19 protein-coding genes are annotated in these 23,787 nt (G+C 55.4%); 11 read left to right on the top strand and 8 right to left on the bottom strand.

All coding sequences use genetic code 11. The features are described 5' to 3' along the window. Nucleotides 1-51: 51 nt before the first annotated feature. From VAE55_RS04985 to VAE55_RS04975, 3 genes are all read right to left on the bottom strand, one after another. The gene (locus VAE55_RS04985; protein WP_322814703.1) at nt 52-2,067 is read right to left on the bottom strand and encodes a hypothetical protein; all 2,016 of its coding nucleotides are present in this window, start codon (nt 2,065-2,067) and stop codon (nt 52-54) included. Between the two features lie 3 nt (nt 2,068-2,070). After that, complete coding sequence (locus VAE55_RS04980; RefSeq protein ID WP_322814702.1) at nt 2,071-2,865, bottom strand: hypothetical protein; 795 nt, start codon at nt 2,863-2,865, stop codon at nt 2,071-2,073. A 129-nt stretch (nt 2,866-2,994) separates the two neighbouring features. Next, on the bottom strand, nt 2,995-3,273 hold the full coding sequence (locus tag VAE55_RS04975) for a WXG100 family type VII secretion target (protein ID WP_322814701.1): 279 nt from the start codon (nt 3,271-3,273) through the stop codon (nt 2,995-2,997). Between the two features lie 640 nt (nt 3,274-3,913). Between VAE55_RS04975 and VAE55_RS04970 the strand changes: the two genes are divergently transcribed. After that, nucleotides 3,914-5,302 carry a GH1 family beta-glucosidase gene (locus VAE55_RS04970; RefSeq protein WP_322814700.1) on the top strand — a complete coding sequence of 463 codons (1,389 nt, stop codon included), beginning with the start codon at nt 3,914-3,916 and terminating at the stop codon, nt 5,300-5,302. After that, complete coding sequence (locus tag VAE55_RS04965) at nt 5,299-6,537, top strand: MFS transporter (protein ID WP_322814699.1); 1,239 nt, start codon at nt 5,299-5,301, stop codon at nt 6,535-6,537. Before VAE55_RS04970 ends, VAE55_RS04965 begins: the two co-directional genes overlap by 4 nt. Before the next feature lie 201 nt (nt 6,538-6,738). Here VAE55_RS04965 and VAE55_RS04960 read toward each other — a convergent pair whose 3' ends face one another. After that, the gene (locus tag VAE55_RS04960; protein WP_322814698.1) at nt 6,739-8,118 is read right to left on the bottom strand and encodes an LCP family protein; all 1,380 of its coding nucleotides are present in this window, start codon (nt 8,116-8,118) and stop codon (nt 6,739-6,741) included. 194 nt (nt 8,119-8,312) lie between these two features. Between VAE55_RS04960 and VAE55_RS04955 the strand changes: the two genes are divergently transcribed. Together VAE55_RS04955 and apaG are read left to right on the top strand one after the other, a co-directional pair. After that, a complete protein-coding gene (locus VAE55_RS04955) occupies nt 8,313-10,670 on the top strand; it encodes an alpha/beta hydrolase family protein (RefSeq protein ID WP_322814697.1) in 2,358 nt (785 codons plus the stop codon). Nucleotides 10,671-10,766: 96 nt separating this feature from the next. Beyond that, entirely contained in the window at nt 10,767-11,180 is a 414-nt protein-coding gene (apaG, locus tag VAE55_RS04950; RefSeq protein WP_322814696.1) for a Co2+/Mg2+ efflux protein ApaG, read from the top strand. Here apaG and VAE55_RS04945 read toward each other — a convergent pair. The 3 genes from VAE55_RS04945 to VAE55_RS04935 form a co-directional block, all read right to left on the bottom strand. Next, a complete protein-coding gene (locus tag VAE55_RS04945; protein WP_015909086.1) occupies nt 11,175-11,381 on the bottom strand; it encodes a hypothetical protein in 207 nt (68 codons plus the stop codon). The genes apaG and VAE55_RS04945 overlap by 6 nt on opposite strands. Before the next feature lie 1,137 nt (nt 11,382-12,518). Further along, a complete protein-coding gene (locus tag VAE55_RS04940; protein ID WP_322814695.1) occupies nt 12,519-12,755 on the bottom strand; it encodes a ferredoxin in 237 nt (78 codons plus the stop codon). A gap of 81 nt (nt 12,756-12,836) precedes the next feature. Then, a complete protein-coding gene (locus tag VAE55_RS04935) occupies nt 12,837-14,600 on the bottom strand; it encodes an Rqc2 family fibronectin-binding protein (RefSeq protein ID WP_322814694.1) in 1,764 nt (587 codons plus the stop codon). 60 nt (nt 14,601-14,660) lie between these two features. Here VAE55_RS04935 and VAE55_RS04930 point away from each other — a divergent pair, with 60 nt between their 5' ends. The 6 genes from VAE55_RS04930 to VAE55_RS04905 all read left to right on the top strand — a co-directional run bounded on the left by VAE55_RS04930 (nt 14,661) and on the right by VAE55_RS04905 (nt 21,703). Next, nucleotides 14,661-15,290, top strand: a complete 630-nt coding sequence (locus tag VAE55_RS04930; protein ID WP_012257428.1) for a guanylate kinase — start codon at nt 14,661-14,663, stop codon at nt 15,288-15,290. 24 nt (nt 15,291-15,314) lie between these two features. After that, the gene (locus VAE55_RS04925; RefSeq protein ID WP_322814693.1) at nt 15,315-15,866 is read left to right on the top strand and encodes a GatB/YqeY domain-containing protein; all 552 of its coding nucleotides are present in this window, start codon (nt 15,315-15,317) and stop codon (nt 15,864-15,866) included. A 22-nt stretch (nt 15,867-15,888) separates the two neighbouring features. Beyond that, nucleotides 15,889-18,066, top strand: coding sequence for an HDIG domain-containing metalloprotein (locus VAE55_RS04920; RefSeq protein WP_322814692.1), 2,178 nt, complete (start codon nt 15,889-15,891; stop codon nt 18,064-18,066). Between the two features lie 15 nt (nt 18,067-18,081). Further along, the gene (locus tag VAE55_RS04915) at nt 18,082-18,714 is read left to right on the top strand and encodes a glucosaminidase domain-containing protein (protein ID WP_322814691.1); all 633 of its coding nucleotides are present in this window, start codon (nt 18,082-18,084) and stop codon (nt 18,712-18,714) included. A 261-nt stretch (nt 18,715-18,975) separates the two neighbouring features. Beyond that, nucleotides 18,976-20,502, top strand: coding sequence for a PAS domain S-box protein (locus tag VAE55_RS04910; RefSeq protein ID WP_322814690.1), 1,527 nt, complete (start codon nt 18,976-18,978; stop codon nt 20,500-20,502). Between the two features lie 10 nt (nt 20,503-20,512). Next, entirely contained in the window at nt 20,513-21,703 is a 1,191-nt protein-coding gene (locus tag VAE55_RS04905; protein WP_322814689.1) for a M20 family metallopeptidase, read from the top strand. A 48-nt stretch (nt 21,704-21,751) separates the two neighbouring features. Here VAE55_RS04905 and VAE55_RS04900 read toward each other — a convergent pair whose 3' ends face one another. Continuing rightward, entirely contained in the window at nt 21,752-22,678 is a 927-nt protein-coding gene (locus VAE55_RS04900) for an MBL fold metallo-hydrolase (protein ID WP_322814688.1), read from the bottom strand. Nucleotides 22,679-23,350: 672 nt separating this feature from the next. On the opposite strand from VAE55_RS04900, the gene VAE55_RS04895 reads away from it, so the two are divergent. Continuing rightward, a complete protein-coding gene (locus VAE55_RS04895; RefSeq protein WP_322814687.1) occupies nt 23,351-23,599 on the top strand; it encodes a hypothetical protein in 249 nt (82 codons plus the stop codon). Nucleotides 23,600-23,787 lie beyond the last annotated feature (188 nt).

Genomic DNA, 23,787 nt, shown 5'->3' with positions numbered 1-23,787 from the left:
CCTCCTTGTGGGATAACTCGAACTACGTCACAACACAATCCCAGATCAGAATCATTCACGCCCACAACGGTCTACCACCACATCAACTTCTTCAAATGGCAGTGGCGGTATCTCTATCAGGCGGAAGTGGGTCGGATCAACCGTAAACGGCAGCGTTTGGGCAGTTTCCGGTAATTGGGTATAGTCGGCATCTTGATAGGCACTATGAACAATCATCGGCTGATTGATGCGGTTATTGTCTAGCATGTATACAACATCGCGATACTGCTCATCCTCGTGCCCTGCCCCAACCGACAATGCCAGTTTGTCATCGCTGTCAACGTAGTGACGTACAGTCACCGGTTGACCGTTGATCACAGGTGGCACATCGTCCCATTCTCCCTGCGGACGCACGGCCCCCAGAGTGGTCACACTGGCTAACTGAATATTGCGCTGCGCCAGAGCTGCCTGCACTCGCGGATCATTGCTCAGCAGAATACACATCCCACCACCCATACTGTGCCCGGTTAGATGGAGTGTACTGCCTTCCGGCAATTCGTTGATCAAACGCAAGACACGCCCGATAACCACCTGATAATACTGGTTCTGCTCGATATATTCTTTGCCCGCTGCGGTATCGATCACCGAAACCAGACCATTGGTGCCAACAGACATGTTTCTGAGACTGAGACCATTGATGCCGATTGCAAACTCGTTCTTCCCTACCTGAGCCGCCCGCACCTCCTCGCCATAATAAGAGCTAATCAAGCCGTGGGCATTTGCCTGCAATGCCGCTGGAGATACCCGGTACGGTTGCTGTGAGTTGGTCTGATCCTCCAGCGGTGGAAACACGTCGGTGACTGCTGCCTGACTGTCAGGTTCGGCCTCCGAGCCTTCAGCAGGACGGATCGATAGACCAAGCCGAAGATCCCTTCTGAGGCCAGCATCGATTTGTTCCAGATTCGCGGCCAGTTCCCGTATTTCGGCAAGGGTAAGGTACTGAAACGCATCAATCCAGAAGCCGCTCTCGGTGAGCGCCAGAATGTCTGTCGGACTTTGGATAATTTCCGGTAGACGAGGAGCAGCACTGATTCCTGCAACAGCGCCGAACTGTGCCAAAAAGATTGTCAGAAATTGCTGTTGGAAGCCCATCCGTAACATCACATCCGTGTTCAAAATCATACTCTGACTGAGCAGACGCCACATCTGGGCCTGGCTGGGAATAAATGGCCTCAGTTGCGTCAGATGGTAGCGAACCTGTCGCTGCCAGTGCTGCCAGAGCAGATCGGCAGCGAAAGCGGATGTACGAAGCGTAACCTCAGCGATCTGCCTGTGTACAATTGACCGGAAGAGTGCAGGTTCCCACACCATCATCCATCCCAGTGTCCGCAGCGATGGCGCAAGCTCACGTTCGACCTGCTGAAGATGGTGAATAACCGCCTCAAAGCGGTACGTGCTCACCAGCAGATGGATCGCTATCGGCAACGGCTGCAAGGGAAGCAGAAGCGGAGCGTAGATAGATACCCGCCAGAAGAACGACTGCACTGCCAGTGTACGCGAGCCGGGCCAGAGCAGATTGAGCCACCAGCGGTGAACAGGCGGCATCTTCTGTACCATCCAGCCTGCTGCCAGGCAGGCAGCCACTCGTAACACGGTCTTGTGATGGGGGGATAGCGATGGTGAAGAGCGGAGTTGCCATATCACCCGAAACGCTACCCGTGCTCCAATATCAAACACTGGCCCATTGAGCGAGGTCAGACGACGCAGGGCAACCGTCCCGAATGTGGTGAGCGCGACGGTGCTTACATCCCAAAAAGAGGGGCGCCGGAGTGTCCCCCGATCAGCCGCTTCGAGGCGGTCAGCGGTTGTGCGCACCCACTCAACCATCTCGTTAATCGCCCGGCAATGCGCAAACAAGGCATCGCTGAGGCCGTTAATGTGCGGAACCGTATATTCACGACACTGGCCGGAGAAGTAATGCAAGGTATTGGCCAGTCGCCCGGCTTCCGCGTGTAAACGATCATGACTGGTGGTTGTTACCACCGCGAAGCGCCGTAAATGCTCTGGAATAGCAGCAACGGTATTCATGACTTATGCAGCCTCACAGATCCAGGCTCCAAACTCACTCATTTTTGCCCGCAACCCCGGACCACCAGTCGGCCACAACGCCAGCAGATCATCCCGATCAGATGCCGGCGCAACCCACCAGCCCCCATACCGTCCGGCAACGATGATTGCCCCACGAGCTTCTGAGTCAGGCTGACGCAACTGTCGGATCGCCGCCAGCGCGTGGCGGGTTGGTTGGGGGCCAATCATCTCAATCAGCGGACGCACCTTCGCCGGAGTATAGCCGTGCCGTTGAAACACACGTGCTGCGGTATCAAGATCATCGTGTTGCAGGGCATTGAACGCGGTCAACAATCCCTCGCCATCCAGCATGAGCGGCTCTGTACTGACCGGTTCAGGAATGTTCTCCGGCATCACCATGGCCAGCATCGTATCGATAACATGCCCGGCACCGGGAAGTGCGGCAAAGCGATGTACGTCTGGCGCTGGACTGGAATGCAACACAAAGTTCGCGCCGGCGCGACTGATATGGCTAAGGCGTGTGGGTGGCCCGCTGGCGACAATCATCAGACTATCGGCGAGCGCCACTGTACGCAACAACGTCGCCAGATCGGCATCAGGGGTCGGTAGGTGATCAGGCTGGGCCGGTAATTTCAACAGGTCACGCGCTGCCAGACTGCCAACTGCCGCACTGAGTACACCTTCAAGCACCGGTCGCTCCGGCAACACACTCGGCCCCAGCGCAAAAGGCCGGGGCAATTCGAGTAGACCAAGCAACAAAAGTAGCTCGGCATGGCTGATCTGAAAGGTAAGTGACATACGCTGCTCCAGTTTCCTTCTTGTTCAGGTCATATATCGGCACAACCAATTGGGAGGTAAGCCGGTGAGAGGCCGACCCAGGAGCGCACATAAACTTGACAGCCTCTCACCGGAGTGAGGTTCTAGCGCTTACTGACCACCGGCCTGCATGATGTTCTGATTGATCTGGGCTACCTGCCGACGCAGATCCTCAAGTGCATCGCGAATTGCAAGCAACTTCTGATGCGTCTCCGCCCAGTGCGAGCGAAACTGAGCGGCCAGACGACCATCCCAGTTGTTGGGGTCCGAGAGCAACTGTCCCTCGCGATTCAAATCGTTAATTTGCTGCAACAGCGGCCCCTGCACAATGCGCTGGAAACGCTCAATAGCTTCGCGGGCGGTAACGGTCGAGAGTACGCGGTCGCTCATGGTATCCTCCTTTGCAAGATTAAAGAACGGCTGCATATATAGAACCGTAAAAAGGGGCCAAAAGGTACGCGGGAAAGGAAAAATTCATCAAAATTGGGGTGATAGGAGGGAGAAAATAGGGCATAGGACATAGGAAATAGGGAGAAGCGCAGGTGGGTTTCCCTGGGCTATTTCTGATGACGGGTGTGGCCATAGGAGGGAGAAAATAGGCAATAGGGAGAAAAACAGGCGGGTTTCACCAGGCTTGTCCTGATTACGGGAATGGGGTGGTCATTGGTGTATAGCCTGTGCCCGGCTCTAGCCGCTGGCAAGTTCAGGAACGGATAGAAGAGATAAGTCTTGAGGACGCCTGAATACCCTCGCCCCCGGCCCTTCTCCCGCTTGCGCGGTCTATGCATCATCCGAGTTATGGGTAATGCGTAGCCACACAACCCTGATACTCCGAATGTGGCAGGAATATCATTTCGTGGAGTTGGTTCTCTGGATGAAGAGCGTTTACTATCACGTACATCACAGGCTCTAACTCGCGTTACCGCAAGCTGCAATCGCTACGATTTGGTGGTATGCTACCAGCGGGCAGCCAGTTGCCATCACGTTCCTCGCAGAGTATTCTGCACATTGAAGTGACGGTTGACAACTTATGAGCAACGACATCCGTTTTCCATCTGATTTTCTTTGGGGTGCAGCAACGGCGGCGTATCAGATCGAGGGAGCCTGGAATGAAGACGGCAAGGGCGAGAGTATTTGGGATCGCTTTGTCCGGCGACCTGGTGTTATTGCTAACGGCGATACCGGTGACATTGCCTGTGACCATTACCATCGCTATGAAGAAGACCTCGATCACATGGCAGCATTAGGGTTAAAAGCGTACCGGTTCAGCATATCGTGGCCGCGTATCTTCCCAACCGGCTCTGGCCAGCCCAATCAGCGCGGTCTCGATTTCTACCGGCGGCTCATTGATGGTCTGCACCGAAGACATATTCTCCCTGTGGCTACCCTTTACCACTGGGATCTGCCGCAAGCCCTTGAAGACCGTGGTGGCTGGACACAGCGCGACACAGCACTGCGTTTCGCCGAATATGCCGATTACCTCTTCCGCACCATTGGCGGTGAAGTGGCCTTATGGGCGACGCATAATGAGCCATTCATTCAGGCATTTTACGGCTACGGCAATGGCGAGAATGCACCGGGAAAGCGTGTGCCGTGGCAGGTGCTGGCTGTCGTGCATCACTTACTGTTATCACATGGCCTGGCGGTCAGTGCCTTTCGCGCCGCCCGCCCCCAGGCGGTGCGCAGTGATATGCCATCGCCTCAGATTGGGATTGTGTTGATGATTTGGCCGCAGTATCCGGCCAGCCAACGGATTGCTGATCAGAAAGCAGCGCAGCAGATCGATGGGATTATGAATCGGCTGTTTTTAGAGCCGCTCTTCTGTCGGCGTTATCCCGCTGATATAATCGATCACTTTGCCCGCCGGCTGGTGTTTGTACCGATTCAGCCGGGTGATTTTGAGATTATCGGTCAGCCTATCGATTTTCTTGGTATCAATACGTACACCCGCTTGCTCAATGCCTTTACCTGGCGGGAGCCGTTTACTATGGCAAAACAGGTACCAGGACCGCTGCCGAAGACGGCGATGGGGTGGGAGATTTATCCTGACTGCATCGTTGAGGCATTGCAGAAAGCACGTTCGTACACCTCTCTGCCGCTGTACATCACTGAAAATGGTGCGGCGTTTGACGATCCGGCACCCGACCCCAACGATCAGGTTGTTGAAGACCCGCAACGTGTGGCCTATTTGCAGGCTCATATCGAGGCATGCAGGCGAGCAATCGCTGCAGGGATTGACCTGCGTGGCTATTTCGTCTGGACACTGCTCGACAATTTTGAGTGGGCAAAGGGCTACAGCAAGCGCTTCGGCATCATCTATACCGACTACGCCACGCAGAGGCGTGTGTGGAAGCGCAGCGCATATGTCTACCGTGACATTATCGCTCGCAATGGTCTGTTCGGTAACGAGCCATCATGAACGCCGATCAACGCTACCTCGCAACAATCGGCATGCTGACCGCCGGCCTGACGGTAGGATGGTTATTTGCGACCATCGCGTATGCCGATCTCGGCTATACCACCTATCGACTCTCCATACTATTTGCAGGTGATCTGGCCTTGATCGGTTTACTCAACAGTGTATCGGTGCTGGCCGGTGGATTGATCAGCCCCTTTCTGTGGCAGCTTGTGCGGCAGATAGGAGCGCGACCGGCAATGATCGGCGGTTGCCTGCTGCACAGCCTGGCACTGCTGGGATTATCACTCGCACCACCGGCATCAGCCCTCTCCCCATTGACGGCGTGGCTGTTGCTGGGATGCGTGGCCCTGAGCGGCCCGGCCAGTGTCTTATTTACGCTGGCCGGGCCACCACTCATGATGCAACTGGGTGGCGCTAACGGCCCTGATCGTCTGTTTGCTCGCAGCGCCGCACTCAGTCTGATCATCAATGGTCTCGGTAGTCTGCTAAGCGGATCACTGACAACGGTGTGGCGACTCTTGCCGGTTGAAGGCGATGCGCTGACCGCCTATCGGCTGAACGCCGTATCAGGTGTTGTCCTGGTGATGCTGGCCGGAGTGCCGCTCCTGGGTTTGCCGGTACGTCCTCCACCAACAGTCCCCACCGGTACCAGGCGCAGCCAGATAAGCGACCTCTGGCAGGCCATGCGATATGGCCTGGCGTTCGTACCAGGGCCGTTGTTAATTTCCCTGGGTGCAGCCCTCTTCATACCTTACCTAGGCTTGTTTTTTCGCCAACGTTTCACCGTCGGCGATGCCATGATCGGCCTGATTCTGGCATTGATCAATCTGGCTACCGGTCTGGCAACACTGGCAGGCCCGCACCTGGCAAGGCGGGTGGGCAGGATGGCCGGGGTGGTGCTCACGCAAGCCCTGGCGATACCGTGCCTGATCGCGCTGGCCTTCGCACCATCGCTACCAGTGGCAGCAGCAATAGCGATGGTGCGTGGCATGTTGATGAATATGGCAACGCCACTGTTTGATGCACAGGCGCTCGCCAAGGCCCCGGCCCATCACCACCCCACCATCATCGGCATGATCCGGGCAGCAGCGACAGTTGGCTACATTGCCGGCCCGACGATAAGCGCCGAATTGCAAAGCCGCGCCGGGTTTGCTCCTATTTTCCTCATTGCTGCACTCTGTTACACGGCGGCGGTGTTGGTTAATGCTGTCATCTTTGTGATCGGGAAGGGTTAGCAGGCGACCTTGTGATCCACGAGGTGATCGTAGTGAGAGAGATGGTTGAGGCGTGCCTGTGACTCTCCCACCAGTCTATGCATCACCTGTTACGGCACCACAGTCCCACCAATCATCTTTGACGATCCTCTTAACGTGATACTGGGATCGTTAGTTGTTAGCTTGAGACCTTAACCTTTGGGAGATGAGATATGTGAGGTATTACTTCCCGCGCACAAATGCCTGTACCAGGGCTTCAATCGCTCCAGGACGGGGTGTTAGTGCATATGGATCACCCTCGATTATCCCCTCGAACACACCATCTGTGTCCAACGCAAAGCGCTCAACACTTGCCAGGTTGACATCCCGCAACGACCAGACCAGTCCCAGGAGATCATCTGCACTGAGATCGGTTCGGATGTGCGGACGTAGAGCAGTGGTAACGTGTGCAGCCAGCTCAACCTGACGAACGGGGTCTTGTTCGCGAATCCGTCGGGCAATCGCTAGCAAAATCATCTGCTGGCGCACCTCACGGGCATAAGCGCTATCAGCGTGGCGTGTCCGGCTCAAAATCAACGCCTGAGCACCATCAAGCCACTGTTTTCCCGCTGGAAAGTAAACCGATGTCACGCCATAATCCATCGTGGGATACAGGGGGTCATAGATCGGCTGCGCCAGCTCAACTTCAATGCCACCGATTGCATCAACCGCGGCCATAAAACCGGTAAAGTCGGCCCATACGACGTGATCGATGGGTAATCCAAGAAGCTGAGAAACAGTACGCCTGGCCAACTCAGCACCGCCAATGGCCGGATTCTGCTCGCCGTACACGGTGGCACTGTTGATCCGCCCATACCCGTAGCCAGGGATCTCAACGATCAAATCACGCGGCAACGAGAGCAAAGCCACCCGGCGCGTCGTCATCTCGATCCGTACCACCATGATGGCATCGGCCCGGGTCGCCCATCCTTCACCGGGACGCCGATCACTCCCCAACAGCAGGATATGGATAACATCATTCGATAGTAGGTTGATCCCCGCTGTTGGCATCAAGGTCGGCACCGGCACCCGGCCATCAATCCCCGGCAAGCGAATAGGTGTCGCTGAAGCCGCAATGGTTACGTCGCGCACAATGGATGTTGGTGTGATCGCCGGCGTAATGTCAGCCGACACTGCAGTCGGAATGACCGACGTCGGTTGGATAACATTCAACGGCTGTGGTGATGAGAGAGGGGTAAATGCTACCACCGACATCGCCGGCGTCGGTGTGGCTACCATTGTCGGCAACCGCATCACTTCCAGATTCTGCCGGATAGTCATCGCTGCCCAAACCACCCGGCCGGTCTGGAAGCCTAACCAGCCGGCGAAGAGTGCCAGGAGCACAACCAGCACATACCGTAACCAGGGTCGTGGTGACGGTGATTGCTCAGGAACGAGTGGTTTGGTCAATAAGTTTAGTAAGAGATCGTGGTCAGTCTGATCAAGCAGAGCACGACAGGCAGAACAATGATCAAGGTGAGCTTTCAAGTGTAATCGGGTTCTCGAAGCAGTGCCGGGACGAATACCGGCTGCCAGAAGCGCACGTGCTTCACTGCATGTCATACGTAAGTCACTTGATCACCGATTGGCAATGTTCGGTAATCACTATTGGCAAGGAGACCATATTACGTAGCAGCTATATTTGATCAATAAAACCTTTTTACAATTTGTACTACCCAGTATACCATTTTGCCTGTTCATCTGCTATGATAAAGAACGTGGCACTCACTGCCTTTTACCAAAACAGGAGTATTAATATGCACCTCTCCCGGCGGCTATGGTGGATCGGCCTACTGGTCGCAATGCTTGGTCTGATCGCCCCGGCCACTGCTGCTCCCATCCGTAACAACATCATAGACGTGGATCAGTTCGGTGACGAATCTGACCTGCCACCCAACCTGCTCAGTGACGAAGAGATCGAACGTATTGATCGGTTGCAGAACGATGCCACCACCCCTCGCGCCATTAGTGACATCAGTCCTGACGATGGCGCCGTCCTGATCAGTTCAGCAAACCAGTTTGGATTTCTCGATATCGAAACCGGTGATACGGTGCCGGTGGATGCGGCAGTGTTTGACTCCTTTGTTCCCCTGCCCTTCCTGGGCTTTGGACAGTTTAGCTGGCAAGACGAACGTACCCTCGGCGTCCTGGCAGTCAATTTCTTTTCGGTTGGTATCGAGGACGCTTTTGTCGCACTCTCTATTGACCGGTATACCGGTGAAGTGGTTGCTACCGCGGTTGGTATTCCCGATGAAAACATCGGGATTGTCTCGGTTGCCCCTAACCTCACCAGTTGGCTGATCGTGCGCGAGCCACCGAATGGAGAGGGATTCACCACTCAGCACACCCTTGGGCTGCCTTCCACAGTTGCAGCACGGGTCAACCGGATCGAATTGCCTGCCCGTTTACAGCGACGAGTTGATCTCCTGCGGCAACAACGGCCTGATCTTGTCAGTCGGCTGCTCTTTCAGCAACAGCAAAACGGAAATACCGTCGAAGCGACGCGCGCACCTTACGACCTCTTCCTGTACGATACTACGACTGGCGAGGAACGTTATGTTACCAGTATTCCATACGCCTCTGGCCTGCTCAACGAGACCTGGACGAGCGATTCGACGTATCTGGCAGTCTCGTTTTTCGGTGTGCCGGACGCTGAGGGTCGTAGCTTCTACAGCGGTTCACTCTTTTCCGAAGAGATCTATCGCGATGTGACCGGTAATCTGCCACCAGGCCAGAATCCGGTCATCCAGAACAACAATACGTATGTGATCGATTTCGCCAGTGGGCAGACACAGGTGATTCGACCCGATCCCGCTCTCGGTGCTCCTATTCTCGAAGCGCACGATTGGGCGCCGGGCGGCCAGTCACTGCTGATTAAGGCCCACCATCCGGCCTACCTCCAGGGGCGAACCTACCCTGTCTACTATCCACGGTTCTCCTCGCGTACCAGTTTCCGCTTCTACGACCGGGGAAGCGATGGACAATTCCGTCAGACCGGAACGTTCGAGCATCCGATGCTCTCTGGTGGTGATGTTGCCTTTGCGCTCAGCGTTGCCGATTTTGTCAGTCCCGATGAAATTATCGTGCATGGCGTAGTCGGTAGCAATCGCCATCCCTACTACTATAACCGCGTCTCTAAGGATTTGCGCAATCTGGCCGACCGTGCCGGTGCATATTACAACGTTGTGTCAACCAGCAGCAGTACACGCCAGATCGTCTTCACCCACACCTCTTACACCAGTCCACCGGACATCTATCGTCTACGTTGGGATGGAACGGCACTGGCTCGTCTGACCTGGGAGAATGAAGAGTTGCGGGTGGAAGCCAATTTACGACAAGACCCGGTGACCTTCACCCTCCGGAACGGTCAGGTGCGGGTAGGAACGCTGATCCAATCGGCAGATGCGCCCTTCCCACCACGCGATATGCGCCTGATTGTCTGGCAAGAGGGCGGGCCGAATGTGCCGATGATCAATCAGTGGCAGGCCAACGTTGAGAACCCGTATGCGCTCTTGCCCTCATTTGGCTTTGCGCTACTGATTACACCGGTAGCCGGTCGCCACGGCTACACGCCGGCTGTTTACAACTCACTGGTGGATCGGGGTAATTTCGGCCAGATCGATATCGATGAGCAGGCTGAGATCGTTCGCCAGGCAATTGCGCGGGGCTGGACATCAGCCGGCAAGATCGGAATTACGGGATGCTCGTATGGCGGTTATTTCGTTTTGCAGAGCATTGTGCGGTATCCCGATCTCTACGCTGCCGCCAACCCACAATGTGCGTTCATTGACCTGATCAGTGATTGGGCATTAGGCGGTGGCCCGCTAGTGCCGTACATGGAAGGTTTACCCCCGTACAAAGCCATCAGCGAGTACGTCAAAGACTCGCCGAGCTACGGTGCTGATCGAGTGAAGGCAGCAGTGCTCACCTTCCACGGCACCGATGACTTCCTGCCGATTGTCCAGAACGAGAACTTCCATTTACAACTGGTCAACCGTGGGGTACCGGCTCGAATGGTACGGTTCATCTTTGAAGGTCACGGGTTGGCGATGGTAGAAAATCAGCTCTACGCTGCCCAGGAACAGATCACCTGGTTCCGTACCCATCTCAAGTAGGGGCTTACAGGCAGCATGTACGGGGGCAGATCGTCTCTGCCTCTGTACATGCTTATCCGGTCGTGATGAGAGGTTTGTATTAGCTGTAGTAGAACAATGCGCCGACCATTTTATTACCGTTTGAGTGAAGGGATGCGGATTAGCGTGCGTCCCCAATATCTGCCGGGGCACTCATTCCCCCCATTGCAACGCTTCGTCTTCGCCTACGATGTGCGGATCGAAAATATCAGCCGACGAACAGCGCAGTTGATGAGTCGGCGCTGGATCATCTACGACTCGATTGGTGAAGAACTTGAAGTTGTTGGCGATGGCGTAGTTGGGCTTCAGCCGGTGCTCGGTCCCGGTGATGTCCACGAATACCAGAGCTACTGTGTACTCAAGTCGCCACGCGGTTGGATGGAGGGAGAATATTTCTTTCGCACCCTCGATAACACGACATTCGCCGCCATCATTCCGCGTTTCGACCTGATCGCTGATGCGGAGATGATCGATGATGAGGAGAGATTATGAACGAGATCGTCTCCGCTCGCGCCGATAGGTCGTAATGAATACGACGGCGAGGAGAGGCAACAACCACGGCCAATCGCGACGTTCTTCGCGCAGGAGCCGCCAGGTAGCGCGAAGCTGGATTAACCAGGGAAAGCGAGCCAGTTGTACCTCAAGAATTGCCAGGAGTCGGCGCTGCCACTCCGGTGTCTGATCGGTCGTCATAGGTGCTGGTTTCCTTCCCCATCCTGGCAGTGACAGTCGCCATCCCTTTGCAGCATTCTTAACGTTTGTCGAAGGTTTTGGCTTCACCATCGCTACCATATTTTCAGGCTTTATCCCGTCAGTGTCTGTGTTTCCTCTTGTGTGCACAACCCAAACAATCTGACGATAAGTTGCTGTCTGTCATTATAAACGAGGACGGCACACAGCGCACTTTACAACCTTTCCCCTTTGCGACCTATCCAATTACCCAAATGTCACACAGAAGCCAGTGTGACGCCTCATATCATATCATGATAGATACGGTGCCATACGTCACGTACACCGTATGGTCAGGCGATTAACGGCATCCTGCTGCATTAGGCCGGGCTGCAAGCGTTCCCCGTGGCGTGAGTTTCCAGCTTGTGTGTAGGCATGATCTCCACCGCCGTCAGGGGCTGGCCGTGGCCGCTGGTGCGCGGGCACGAACCTAGTGCAACAACACGTCTACGTGCAGGTAGCTCATTGATGCTTGACTGACTCGATGATCGAAACGAGCACATCCAGCATCCCCGTGACCAGGATAGATACGGTGTGACACGCACCGGATCGTTAGCACGGCTGATGCGGCAGCATGGCTGCCGCACTCCAAACCCTGCGACACGCACATGATGTGCGCTTAAGGCAACCCATCCAGTACGTGATCGCACGGCTGGAGCTGCGCACTGCCACCGGGCCAGTTGCCCAAAACAGCACCCAGGGCGATGATCCCCGCTGATACACACGTGGTTGACACCAGTTATGGGTAATGCATAGGTGACCAGCAGGGCTAACGACATACCACGCGCCGGGTCGTGAGCACGGCTGGCGCGGCAGCATGGCTGCCGCACTCCAAACTTTGCAACCTGTGGATGATGAGCGAGCAAGGCAACCAATCCAGCGCGTGATAGCACCGCAGATGGCTGTTAGAGCGCGACAGTACAGCGTTGTATGAAATAAGTTCTAGTGTGCTATGAACCCTACGACACCGACTCGTTCTGCTGGCGTCCGTTGTCGAAACAGGTTTTCCAGGCGATAAAACACATTGCGGCAGCCCGGCTGCCGCAATGTGTCTGTACCATCTAGCCGGCTATCAGGCAAGATAGCGTATCCGCTTTGAGACTACCCCTCGAAGAACTTGCGATTCTTCTCAATATAGCTCTTCCACTGCTCCGGCACCGAATCATCGGCGAAAATCGCCTCGACTGGGCACTCTGGCTCGCAGGCACCACAGTCAATGCACTCGTCGGGATTGATGTAGTACTGATCATCACCCTCGTAGATGCAATCAACCGGGCAGACGGCAACGCACGATGCATCCTTGGTTCCGATACACGGCTCAGTGATAATGTACGGCACTGATGTCTCCTTCCTGTATCTGTGTCAGCGGTTACCCAATGGTTGTTTGGTTTCAGACTACTACAGGAAGAGAGTATCTGTCTACCACTTTTGTACCACTTCGCCACAACGTTGTGGGCGCACGCGCAATGTACGTTCAGGATGGTAGCTGACCAGACCAATCGGCCCACCGGGGATTTTACGGACTGCCCATCGGCGACAGAGATCGACTTCTACCGCCGTATCATCACGCGCCTGACTGTAATACGCTGCCAGAGCGGCTGCTTCATAGATAGTTTGTTCAGGCGGATGATCGGCCCGAATAATCACGTGGGCACCGTGAATATTGCGGGCGTGCAACCACCAGTCGGTTGGACGAGCAATCCGAAAGGTGACTTCTTCATTCTGGCGTGCGGTACGCCCAACGTAGATCGGTAGGCCATCACTTGAACGGATCAGGAGTGGACGCGACCGCACGGGCGGGCAACGGGTGGCTGAGGAACGCAGATAGCCGGCCTCTTCAGCCTCGGCGGCAATCTGATCGATCTGGTTTGAGTCATCAGCTACCGCTGCCAGGGCAATGAACTGGTCGATACCGACCAGGCGTTGTTCAATCTCAGCGAGGCGTTCGGGCAAGATAGCGCGTGCGCTCTTGGCTTTCTCATACGCTCTGAATCGCTCTTGGGCCTGTTCGACCGGCGAGCGTTTGGGGTCAAGCGCAATCCGTTCCCCCTCTACCACCAGCTCAGTAGCCTGGGGCGGCAACTGATGAAGAAAGGCAAAGATCATCTCACCCTCCCAGCGCAGGTGATCAAGTTCGGCAGTGCGTGCCAGCTCGGCAGCGATCTGCTCCCGTTGTCGTTCGATATGCTCACGGCTGGCACGCAAACGGTTCAGCAAATCGGCCCGACGCTGATCACGGCCCAGGGGCTGCTGACGGGCAGTGTAAAAGGCTTCCAGCGCCGCACTCATCCCTGGCATGACAGTGACAGTCGCACCGTCGCCGGCGAGATGCGATGGGTAATATGGCGCAAAAGCCACAGGACCCTGCTCGTTCCTAACCAGATGGGGGGCGGGTGGTTCGGCGAATATCTCACGTAACCGGGCAGCAATGGTGTATGCCGGTAATGACTGCCCGGCTTGGGGGATAGAGCCGCAGGCTCGCATCAACACTTCACGGGCGACCTGGGGTGACACGCCACGATAGGCGTTGACTAACACTTTTACCGGTTCACCCTTGCCCAGCAGGTGCTCGATCTCAGCTGCACTTGCCCGGAGAGGGTCACGTTTATCCGGTGGTGGGGGCAATTCGTACACCCGGCGGGGCAAGACAACCCGACTGCTCATGCGGGGAGAAACCCGCTTGATTGCGTCGAGAATAATGTTATTATCATCAACTAAGATGATGTTGCTGCGCCGATCTTGCGGCTCAACGATGAGATCGCAATGCAACAGATGATCGGCATCAGCCGTCAGATCGTCATCATTCTCATCGTCGGCGATCAGCTCATCGGGATCAAAGGTCTGTTTGCGTGACTCCGTTGGTTTCGTTATACTGAGCACAACAACTCGCTCGTAGGGAGGTTGTTCGATATTAACAATCCGCCCACCGAGCACATATTTTCGCAGCAACAGCAAAAAGGGCGTTTCGCCGTCAACGCCACGGGTTGGGCGCTGACTGATCAGGTGAATACGGGCCATTTGCGCATCGGCGGAGGCGAGCAGGTAGTAGCGCCGACCCTGTCGATACACTTCCAGTCCAATCGCCAGCGGCCCAACCAGGACAACGCGCTGGATGCGACCATCGAGCACCGTTGCACGCAATTCTTCCACGACGGCAGTCAAAGTCAGGGTATCAAAGTACATATAACCACAAGTAATACGAGAACCGACACCTTTGGCAGGATACCACAATCGGGTACAGGCATGGAACCATTTCTTAATCCGATTTTACAGGGCAAACCACCACAGCCACTGCTCGTCGTCATTTCAGGGCCATCGGGTGTGGGCAAAGACTCGGTCTTGATGCGTATGCGCGAGCTAGGCTTTCCGTTTCACTTTGTCGTCACGGCAAACAGTCGACCGCAGCGACCAGGCGAGATTGACGGTGTTGACTATCATTTTGTCACGACCGAGCGTTTTCGCGAGATGATCGAGAACGATGAACTGCTAGAGTGGGCCGAGGTCTACGGCCAGTATAAAGGGATTCCCAAATTCGAGATTCGGCAGGCAATGGCCAGTGGTCGCGACGTTATTCTCCGGATTAACGTTGATGGGGCCGCAACGATCAAACGGCTAGCCCCCGAAGCCGTCTTTATTTTTCTGGCGCCGGCTTCGCTCGACGAGCTACGCCACCGGCTCTTGCTCCGAAGAACCGAGTCGCCGGCGGAAGTGGAACGGCGGTTAGCTATGGTTGCCGATGAATTGGCCCAATTACCCAATTTCGATTACGTCGTTATCAATCACGCCGACCGACTTGATGAAGCAGTTGGTCAGATTCGTGCCATCATTAGCGCTGAAAAGGCGCGCGTGTACCCGCGTCGAATTTCCCTCTAGCTTTTTGAACCGGGGAGTACTACAATGAGTATTCAAGAACGCTTAACGAATGATTTGAAAGCGGCAATGCGTGCCGGCGACAAGGTTCGCGTGAATGCGATTCGGGCAGCGCGGGCAGCTCTACAGGCTGCTCAGCTCGATGCCGCCAAGCAGCGGTTCGATGCGGCTGTGGCCGAGATTGAAGCCCGTCACGCCGGCGACCCGGCAGCCATTGAAGCGGCCAAGGCTAATCTCGCCATAGACAGCCATGCGGCCCTCACTGATGCCGAGCAGGAAGCAGTCATTGCCCGCGAAATCAAGCGTCGGCGTGATGCCGCCGAGATTTATCACAAGGCCGGCCGTAGCGATCTGGCCGCTGCTGAAGAGGCGGAAATTGCCATTCTGAGTGAATATCTACCCAAAATGCTCAGCCCTGAGGAATTACGGCCATTAGTGGCAGCAGTGATTGCCGAATTGGGGGTAAGTGGCCCGGCAGCAATGAGCAAAGTAATGCCTGTTCTGCTCGAACGCTTCAAAGGTCAGGCCGAAAACCGTACACTCAGCCAGGTTGCGCGAGAACTCCTGAGTTCGGCGTAACCCACCCATGTACGAGACGCCTATGAAAGCCATTTCGCACCACCGGCTATCACGCTGGCTTGCTCGTCCACAGTGGTTATGGCTGTCCCGAAAACAGTTACGACAACTGCTGGCGGCACTTTTATTGTGGACTGGCATCTGGGCCGTGTTGACATTCCGGTTGCCTGGGGCCGATGGTTTGCAAGTGGGTCAACCCAGCCCGCTGAGCATCACGGCACCAGAAGAGGTTACCTTCACCAGCAACGTGCTGACGGCAGAACGTCGTACTCAGGCAGCAAATAATCCTGACAACCTGGTCTACTTTAATGATCCGACGATACCAATTGAACAGCGCCGCAATCTATTCACGTTACTGGAAACAATCGGACGCCTGCGTAACGATCCGACGCTAGATGAAGCCGGTCGGCTGAGAGCATTGAGTAATCTGCCTAGTGCCGATGTGCAACTCAACACCGACCAGGTGCGCCTGATTCTTGCCCTCGATGATGAAGCATGGTCGGTGCTACGCACGACCATTCTCAACCTCTATGATCGAGCAATTGAACGGTACGATTACGCAATTGATGAGCGAGCACTCAGCCAACTGCGAGATCGCTGGTTGAGCTTCTGGCTGGCAACAACCTCGCTCGATACCGCACAACGGGAACTCGCTCAACAGATCACGTCGGCATTTCTGCGCGTTAATCGGACATTAGACAACGCCGCTACCGAAGAACGGCGGGCAAAGGCGATGGCCCAAGTCGAACCGGTTGAAGTAAAAGTGCTGGCCGGAGAGATGATTATCCGCGCGGGAGAGATCGTAACGCCGGCCCACATTGAGAAATTACAGGCAACCGGAGCAATGCCGCGCCCGCTGGGTTGGTCTGAACTGCTTGGGTACGGCTTACTGGCAGCGATCCTGACTGCGGGCATCAGTGGCTATCTCCACGTATTCCAGCCTAAACTGATGACCCATACACGCGCACTTATCGTCTTAATGTTCAGTATTGTGGTGACCCTGCTTCTGGCTCGTCTCACCTTGCTGATCTACAATGAACGTCCCATCTTCTTCCCGCTGGCAGTGCTGGCAGTCGTTACTACCATCGTATTTACAGGTCAGATCGGCTTTGCCGTTAGCCTGCTGGCAGCGGTAGTGATTAGCGTGATGGAAGGGAATGATCTGACACTTGCCGCCACCCTTTTTGCCAGTTGCACCAGCGCGATCTTGCTGACACGTCAGGCTGATCGGCTCCGTTCGTTTTTAATCGCCGGTTTCGGAGTTACCGCGACAATTACAATTCTGGAGACAACCTTCTGGTTAAGCCAGCAGGCCATCTTTACCCTTTCGGGCTTTAGTGGGTGGATCGTAACCACAGTGCTAGCAGCACTTGCCAATGGTGGATTGACAACCATTCTCACCTTTGGCCTTTTTAATGTGGTTGGCCGACTGGCCGGGCAGGTAACGGCATTGCAGTTGATGGAACTGGCCCATCCATCACAACCACTCTTACGTAAACTGATTCGGGAAGCTCCGGGTACCTATTACCATAGCGTTGCAGTGGGTAATTTGGCCGAGGCCGCTGCCGAAGCTGTTGGCGCCGATGCGCTCTTACTGCGGGTTGCGGCGTATTACCACGACATCGGCAAAACGATACGACCGGCATTTTTTACCGATAATCAAATGGGGCGTGAGAACGTCCATGATGATCTCGATCCGTACATCAGTGCCCAAATCATTATCGATCATGTACGCGAGGGGATCAAAATGGCACGAGCTGCTCATCTTCCAGAGCAGATTATCGACTTTATCGCTACCCATCATGGAACCGGCCTGGTACGCCATTTCTACCAACTGGCCTTACAACGTTACGACCACGTCGATGAGCGTGATTTTCGGTATCCCGGCCCACGTCCCCAAACCCGCGAACAGGCTATCCTGATGCTGGCCGACTCGGTCGAAGCGACGGTACGGGCCAAAGCCCAACACGGCAAACTCATCGCAAAGCGCAATGGCGACACGAGTGAACGAACAACGCCTGGCGCAGTAACGCTCGATGAGCTGGTGCAATCCATCATCGATGCGCGCGTTCGTGAAGGCGAACTCAACGATGCTCCGCTGACGATGCGCGAGCTAGGGCAGATTAAAACCGTCTTTGTGAATAATCTCCAATCCATCTACCATCCCAGAGTGGATTATGCGCCATCGCTCGTGCGAACCTGAAGGAGTACAGTTGTAATGTACACTGCCGACAGCCCAATTCTTGGCCCACAAACCGCGGCAATGGATCAGATGAGCCGTTATATCCTCAGTCGTCCACACGGTGAGTATACCGAAAAGGATATTGCCGATGTGATTATTCCGGCGTATCTCCGGGTCTGTATCCCGGTCGAGGTTGATCCGGTGCTGGCAGTGGCCCAGATGATCCACGAGACCGGCAACCTCACCAGTTTCTGGAGTCAGCGCCCCCAACGGAATCCGGCGGGAATTGGGGTAACCGGGCAGTGGCAACTTCATCAGCCGACCGATCCGCGCGGGTGGGCATACAATACCCAACGTCAGCGTTGGGAAGCCGGGGTAAGTTTTGCAACCTGGGCGGATGATGCGATTCCGGCCCATATTGGTCGTTTGCTGGCGTATGCTTTGCCCGCAGGAAGTGAAACCCCTCCGCAGCAGGAACTCATTGCCAAATCGCTCAGCTACCGGCCATTCCCACGGGCGTTTCGGGGAAGTGCCCAAACAATCAAACAACTGGGTCGTGCCCACAATCCACTTGGTGCCCAGGGGGCCGGTTGGGCCAGTCCTGGTCATACCTATGGCGAGGCGATTGCACGTCTAGCCAATCAAATGCTGGCTGTGCCGCTGGAATGAAACCGAAAGGTATTCTTCGCTCCGTTATTGTAAGAGAAGGTGTGAAAGTCCTCTCGTTCTAAAGTACTGCAACCCATTGATGTATACAATTACCTGTGAAGGCATGTCAAACGCAGCGTCAATCTATCACCCGTTCACGCTATAGGAGGAAGATGGGTATCATTAGAGTAGCTATTTGACTTGTCACTAAAGTCCGGCAATATGTTATACTGCGGTTAGCACTTGCATACAATTCTACTATAGTGACAGGAACTTGTTCCTATGAACAACGCATTCGTCGCAATTGCCGATGCACTACGAGCACATCTCCCATCGCTTTCTCCTGCCGAACGCCCATTGTTTGTCGCATTAGCCGATGCGCTGAGTACCGGTCATCCCTCATACCTGCGGACCCTGCTGCAGAACAGCGGCTCGATCAGTGCCAGTTTCAACCGCCTTGACGCAGTCCGTCGCCAGGCGACCAGCTTACTGGCCGATAATCCGGCAGCTGCGGGTCCAATTGCCGACATTGTGGCAGAGGCGCAGCGAGTGTTGATTGTGGAAGAAGAAATGTTGCTTCAGCGCGAGCATATGCTCAATCAGCGTCTTGAACAGAGTTTTCTGACCTCACCACTGGCAACGCTCGAAGCTGATCAATATGGGATTATCACCCGCTGGAATCCGGCTGCCGAGCGTATTTTCGGTTGGAGTGCAGCCGAAGCGGTTGGTAAAAATGCGATTGAACTGCTGGTGCCGAATATTGCTCGTGAGCACGTCGAAGGGGTTGTCCAGGCTCTTCTGAGCGGCCAGGCAAAGAATAGCCGCAATGAAAACATCACGAAAGATGGCCGCATTATCATTTGTCAGTGGTACAACGCGGTTTTGTACCATCCTGATGGAAAAGTTGCCGGATGGCTGTCGCAGACTGAAGATATTACCGAGCAGATTCGTGCCGAAGAAGCCTTGCGCGAGAATCAGCGCCGTCTTGATAGGTTGATGCGAAATTTGCCCGGCATTGCGTATCGATCCCGCAAGGATGGGCGCTGGACGGCTGAGTTTATGAGCGAAGGGGCGTTTGAGGTTACCGGTTATCCGGCCAGCGATTTTATGCCGGACGGTGATCAACCGCCACGCCGTTATTTTGGTGATCTCATCCTGCCTGAAGACCGCGAGGCCGTGAAGGAGAGTGTACAGACAGCACTTGCTCAGCAGCGCCAGTTTGAGATCACGTACCGGATCCGTCACGCCGATGGCAGCATTCGTTGGGTTTGGGAACGCGGAACGGGTGTGTTCAATGAGAGGGGGCAGTTGGAAGCTATCGAAGGCTTCGTTACTGATGTCACGGCTGAACGGCAGGCTGCTGAAGAGCGCCAGGCGTTAACCGAGCGTATCATTGCTGCTCAAGAAGCTGCTCTCCGTGAATTAAGTACCCCGATTGTTCCGATCAGTCGAGGGGTGATTGCGATGCCGCTTATCGGCAGTATCGATAGCACTCGCGCCCAACAGGTGATAGAAACCTTGCTGGAAGGCGTGAATGCAAGTGGAGCCCACATTGTGATCCTCGATGTAACCGGTGTGCCGGTGGTTGATACACAGGTTGCCAACACGCTGTTACGTTCGGCTCAGGCTGTACGTCTGCTCGGTGCCGAAGTTCTCTTAACCGGCATCCGGCCAGAAGTTGCCCAAACTATTGTCGGATTGGGGCTTGATATGAGCCACATCCGCACGTTGGCAACCCTGCAAGATGGCATTACATATGCGCTTGGCCGACAATCCCACGGCCAGACCTCAGTTCATCGTATTGGATAAGGAGTCGATGATGATGCTCGAACGTGCCAAGACGTTGGCGGATGAAATTATTCGCATCCGCCGTGACATTCATGCCCATCCCGAACTTGGCTTTCAGGAACATCGTACCGCTGCCCTCGTTGCCGATACGCTCCACGAAATTGGTGGGATCAAGGTTACCACTGGCGTCGCCAAAACCGGTGTGATCGGTGAGTTGGGTGATGGTGATGGGCCGGTCATTGCCATCCGCGCCGATATGGACGCACTTCCGATACAGGAAGAGAACCAGGTCGAATATACTTCGACGAATCCGGGCGTCATGCACGCCTGTGGCCACGATGCCCATACCGCCATGCTGCTCGGTGCTGCCCACCTGTTGCGTGAGCGCTTTGCGGCTGAACAGTTGCGTGGCCGGGTGCGCTTCCTGTTCCAGCCGTCTGAAGAGGGCTGGGACGATGAGGTAAAGAGTGGTGGTTTGCGGATGGTTGAAGAGGGTGCATTGGATGGGGTTGATGCCGTTATTGCCCTGCACGTCGACTCAACTCTGCCCGTTGGTCAGGTGACCATCCGCGGCGGTTGGACATCGGCTGCGGTTGATGATTTTAAGGGCTATATCCGCGGTACCGGCGGCCACGGTGCATACCCACATCTCGGCACCGATCCGGTGTTTATGCTCTCACACGTTCTGAATGCGCTGTTTGGTATTCGCGCCCGCTTGATCAACCCGATGGAACCGGCTATTCTCAGCGTTGGCACCGTGCGTGGTGGCCATGCTTCCAATGTTATTCCGAGCGAGATCTTCGTGCAGGGAACCCTGCGTAGCTTCAGCGAAGAAGTACGCGCTAAACTGGCCCGTGAAGTTGAACGCGCCTTCGCAGTGGCGGAAGCATTTGGCGGGAGCGCTGAAGTCAAGATCACCCGCGGCTATCCCGCTGGTTGGAACGACGAGCGTGTAGCCGAGTGGATGAGCAATGTTGCCGGTGATTTTCTGGGCGCTGATGCGATTGATCGTTCGCGCACCGGGATGGGAGCAGAAGATTTTGCCTACATGACGAAAAAGGCACCGGGTGCCATGCTGATGCTCGGTGCCGCGATCAATGACGGCATCGTGCGCGGGCACCATACCCCCATCTTCGACATTGATGAACGCGCACTACCAATTGGCACCGCTATCCTGGCCGAGACTGCTCTCCGCTTTCTGCGCGGAGAAGTGAAACTGTAACCAACTTCTCCTAGGGAGGATAGAGAAACAACCTGTCCTCCCTGACCTTCACCCTACCAGTCCCCCTAGCTTCTGCCAGTAACGAGCCAGACCACGCCAGCTCAATGTTAATGGGCCGGTCTGTTGAATAATTGCCAACTGTTCGGCTGGCGAGAGCGTAGCCGCTTCATTCGCCAATGCCGCTTCTAATACAGCCGTTCCAGTCTGTTCATCATGGCCGGCGATCAGGCTTTGGCGAACAATCTCGGCCCATTGCTGCAAGCGCAGCCGGGCATCGGCCAGATGAAAGGCGACATCGTCGTAGGCACCAAAGTGGGTCAGACACAACCACTGCGGACGCAATTGCTCAATCAAATCGTGAGTGCGCGCCCAAGCTTCCAGATCGATATCAGGCGGCGGTGTCGCCGGCCTGGTCATCCGCACTCCCGGTAGGCGGACACCGGTATTATCACCCACAAAAGCAGTACTATTCGCCTCATCAAACCAGATCAGGTGATGTTTTGCGTGCCCAGGAGCATCAAATGTGCGCAGTTTATGCCCTCTAAGGTATAACGTCTCACCACCGGTGTAGGTACGAATCCGTTCGGGAGCCACTGGCCGCACATCACCCCACAAAGTTGCCATGCGATCAGCGTAAAGCTGGGCTGCGCTATTCAGCAACCGTGAAGGATCGATCAAATGTGGCGCACCGCGCTCGTGAACATGAATCGTCAGATGCGGATTCTCTGCGGCAAGCAGACCAGTTGCACCGGCGTGATCGAGATGGATATGCGTTAACACAATTGCTCGCAGATCGGCGACCGTCAACCCGTGCGCACATAATCCGGCACGCAGGGCTGCCAGCGTACTAGCTGGCCCCGGATCAACCAGTGCTGGTTCATCGCCCAACAGCAAGAATGTACCGATCACATGAGGCCGACCAAGATGGTGAACATCAATTAAGGCAACATTATGTGGTGTCGGATAGATTTCCATAAGGTTGTAGATAAACCTCAACGACAATTTTGTGATATAAGTATCTGCATTGTAACATAAGGTCGATTCGGGTTGAGTCACATAGGGAGAAATCCAGCCATTGACATTTCTTTCCGGTAGCGATTGCCTGGTAGTGAAGCCATATATCGCCGATTGAAGATCTGTCAACTGACATAACATCGGTTCACCAAAACCATCTGGCACGATGCGAGCGACCGGTGTGAACATTGGTGCGCCCCTGGTATGCAGGTGTCACAGCTATTTCAGGTAGCGCTCACCGTTGCCGGATAGCATCCACTCAACGTGCAGTTCAGGGGCGGACGAAAGACTTTTCCTTCATCAGGAAGCCTTGTATCAAACCGCTGATCTCCCCTTTCGCGCTAGACGGGAGAGAGGCCAGGGGTGAGGGCGTTCAGGTCGTCCGTAAGTCCTACCCCTTCTATACACTCGCATGTCCGTCTTTGAACCACGTGCAGAAGTATCTGTGCCGCAGGTCTGGGGTACGGTAACTGGAGACTGGGAGGTATCTCTCACCCGATACCGAAGCGCACTGGGAGCAAAGGCCTGGCTTCTACCTTGCAAATAATACAACACAGGTACTTTGTGGCACACATTGATGAGATGTGCTAACAATAGCTTATAAACACGCGATACAGCCGTTCTGGCAACGTTGTGCATATCGCTTATCACCTGACCCAAACGGCGCTGCCACGCGCTTCGCATCCGAAAAGTCCGCATCATCACACCTTGCCTCAGATGGCGGCGTGCGTGCGGCTGATGGTCTCCCTCGACCTCAATTACCGCGACATGGAAGAGTGGCTGTTGGTCACAGATCAGGTTCGCCAGGCGTTGGAACTGCCTAAAGTCCCCGATCACCCCACCGTGCAGCGTATGCACGACGATGCGCACGGTGGACGGTGAGCACCTGACGCACCAGCTGCTGGAGGAACAGGGTGTGGACGATGAGGACGTGGCCGCTGACCGCACTGGCTTCGCGCCGGGACCGGCCCGCCGGTATGACCTGACCCGTACCAGACGCCGCTCCCACCGGTGGGTTCAGAGCCTATCCGAAACGGGGCGAGATGGCATCTCGCCCTCCGAAACGTGCC

The organism is Chloroflexus sp. (genome assembly GCF_034432675.1).
Classification (GTDB): domain Bacteria; phylum Chloroflexota; class Chloroflexia; order Chloroflexales; family Chloroflexaceae; genus Chloroflexus.
This window is presented reverse-complemented; position numbering and strand designations above follow the sequence as displayed.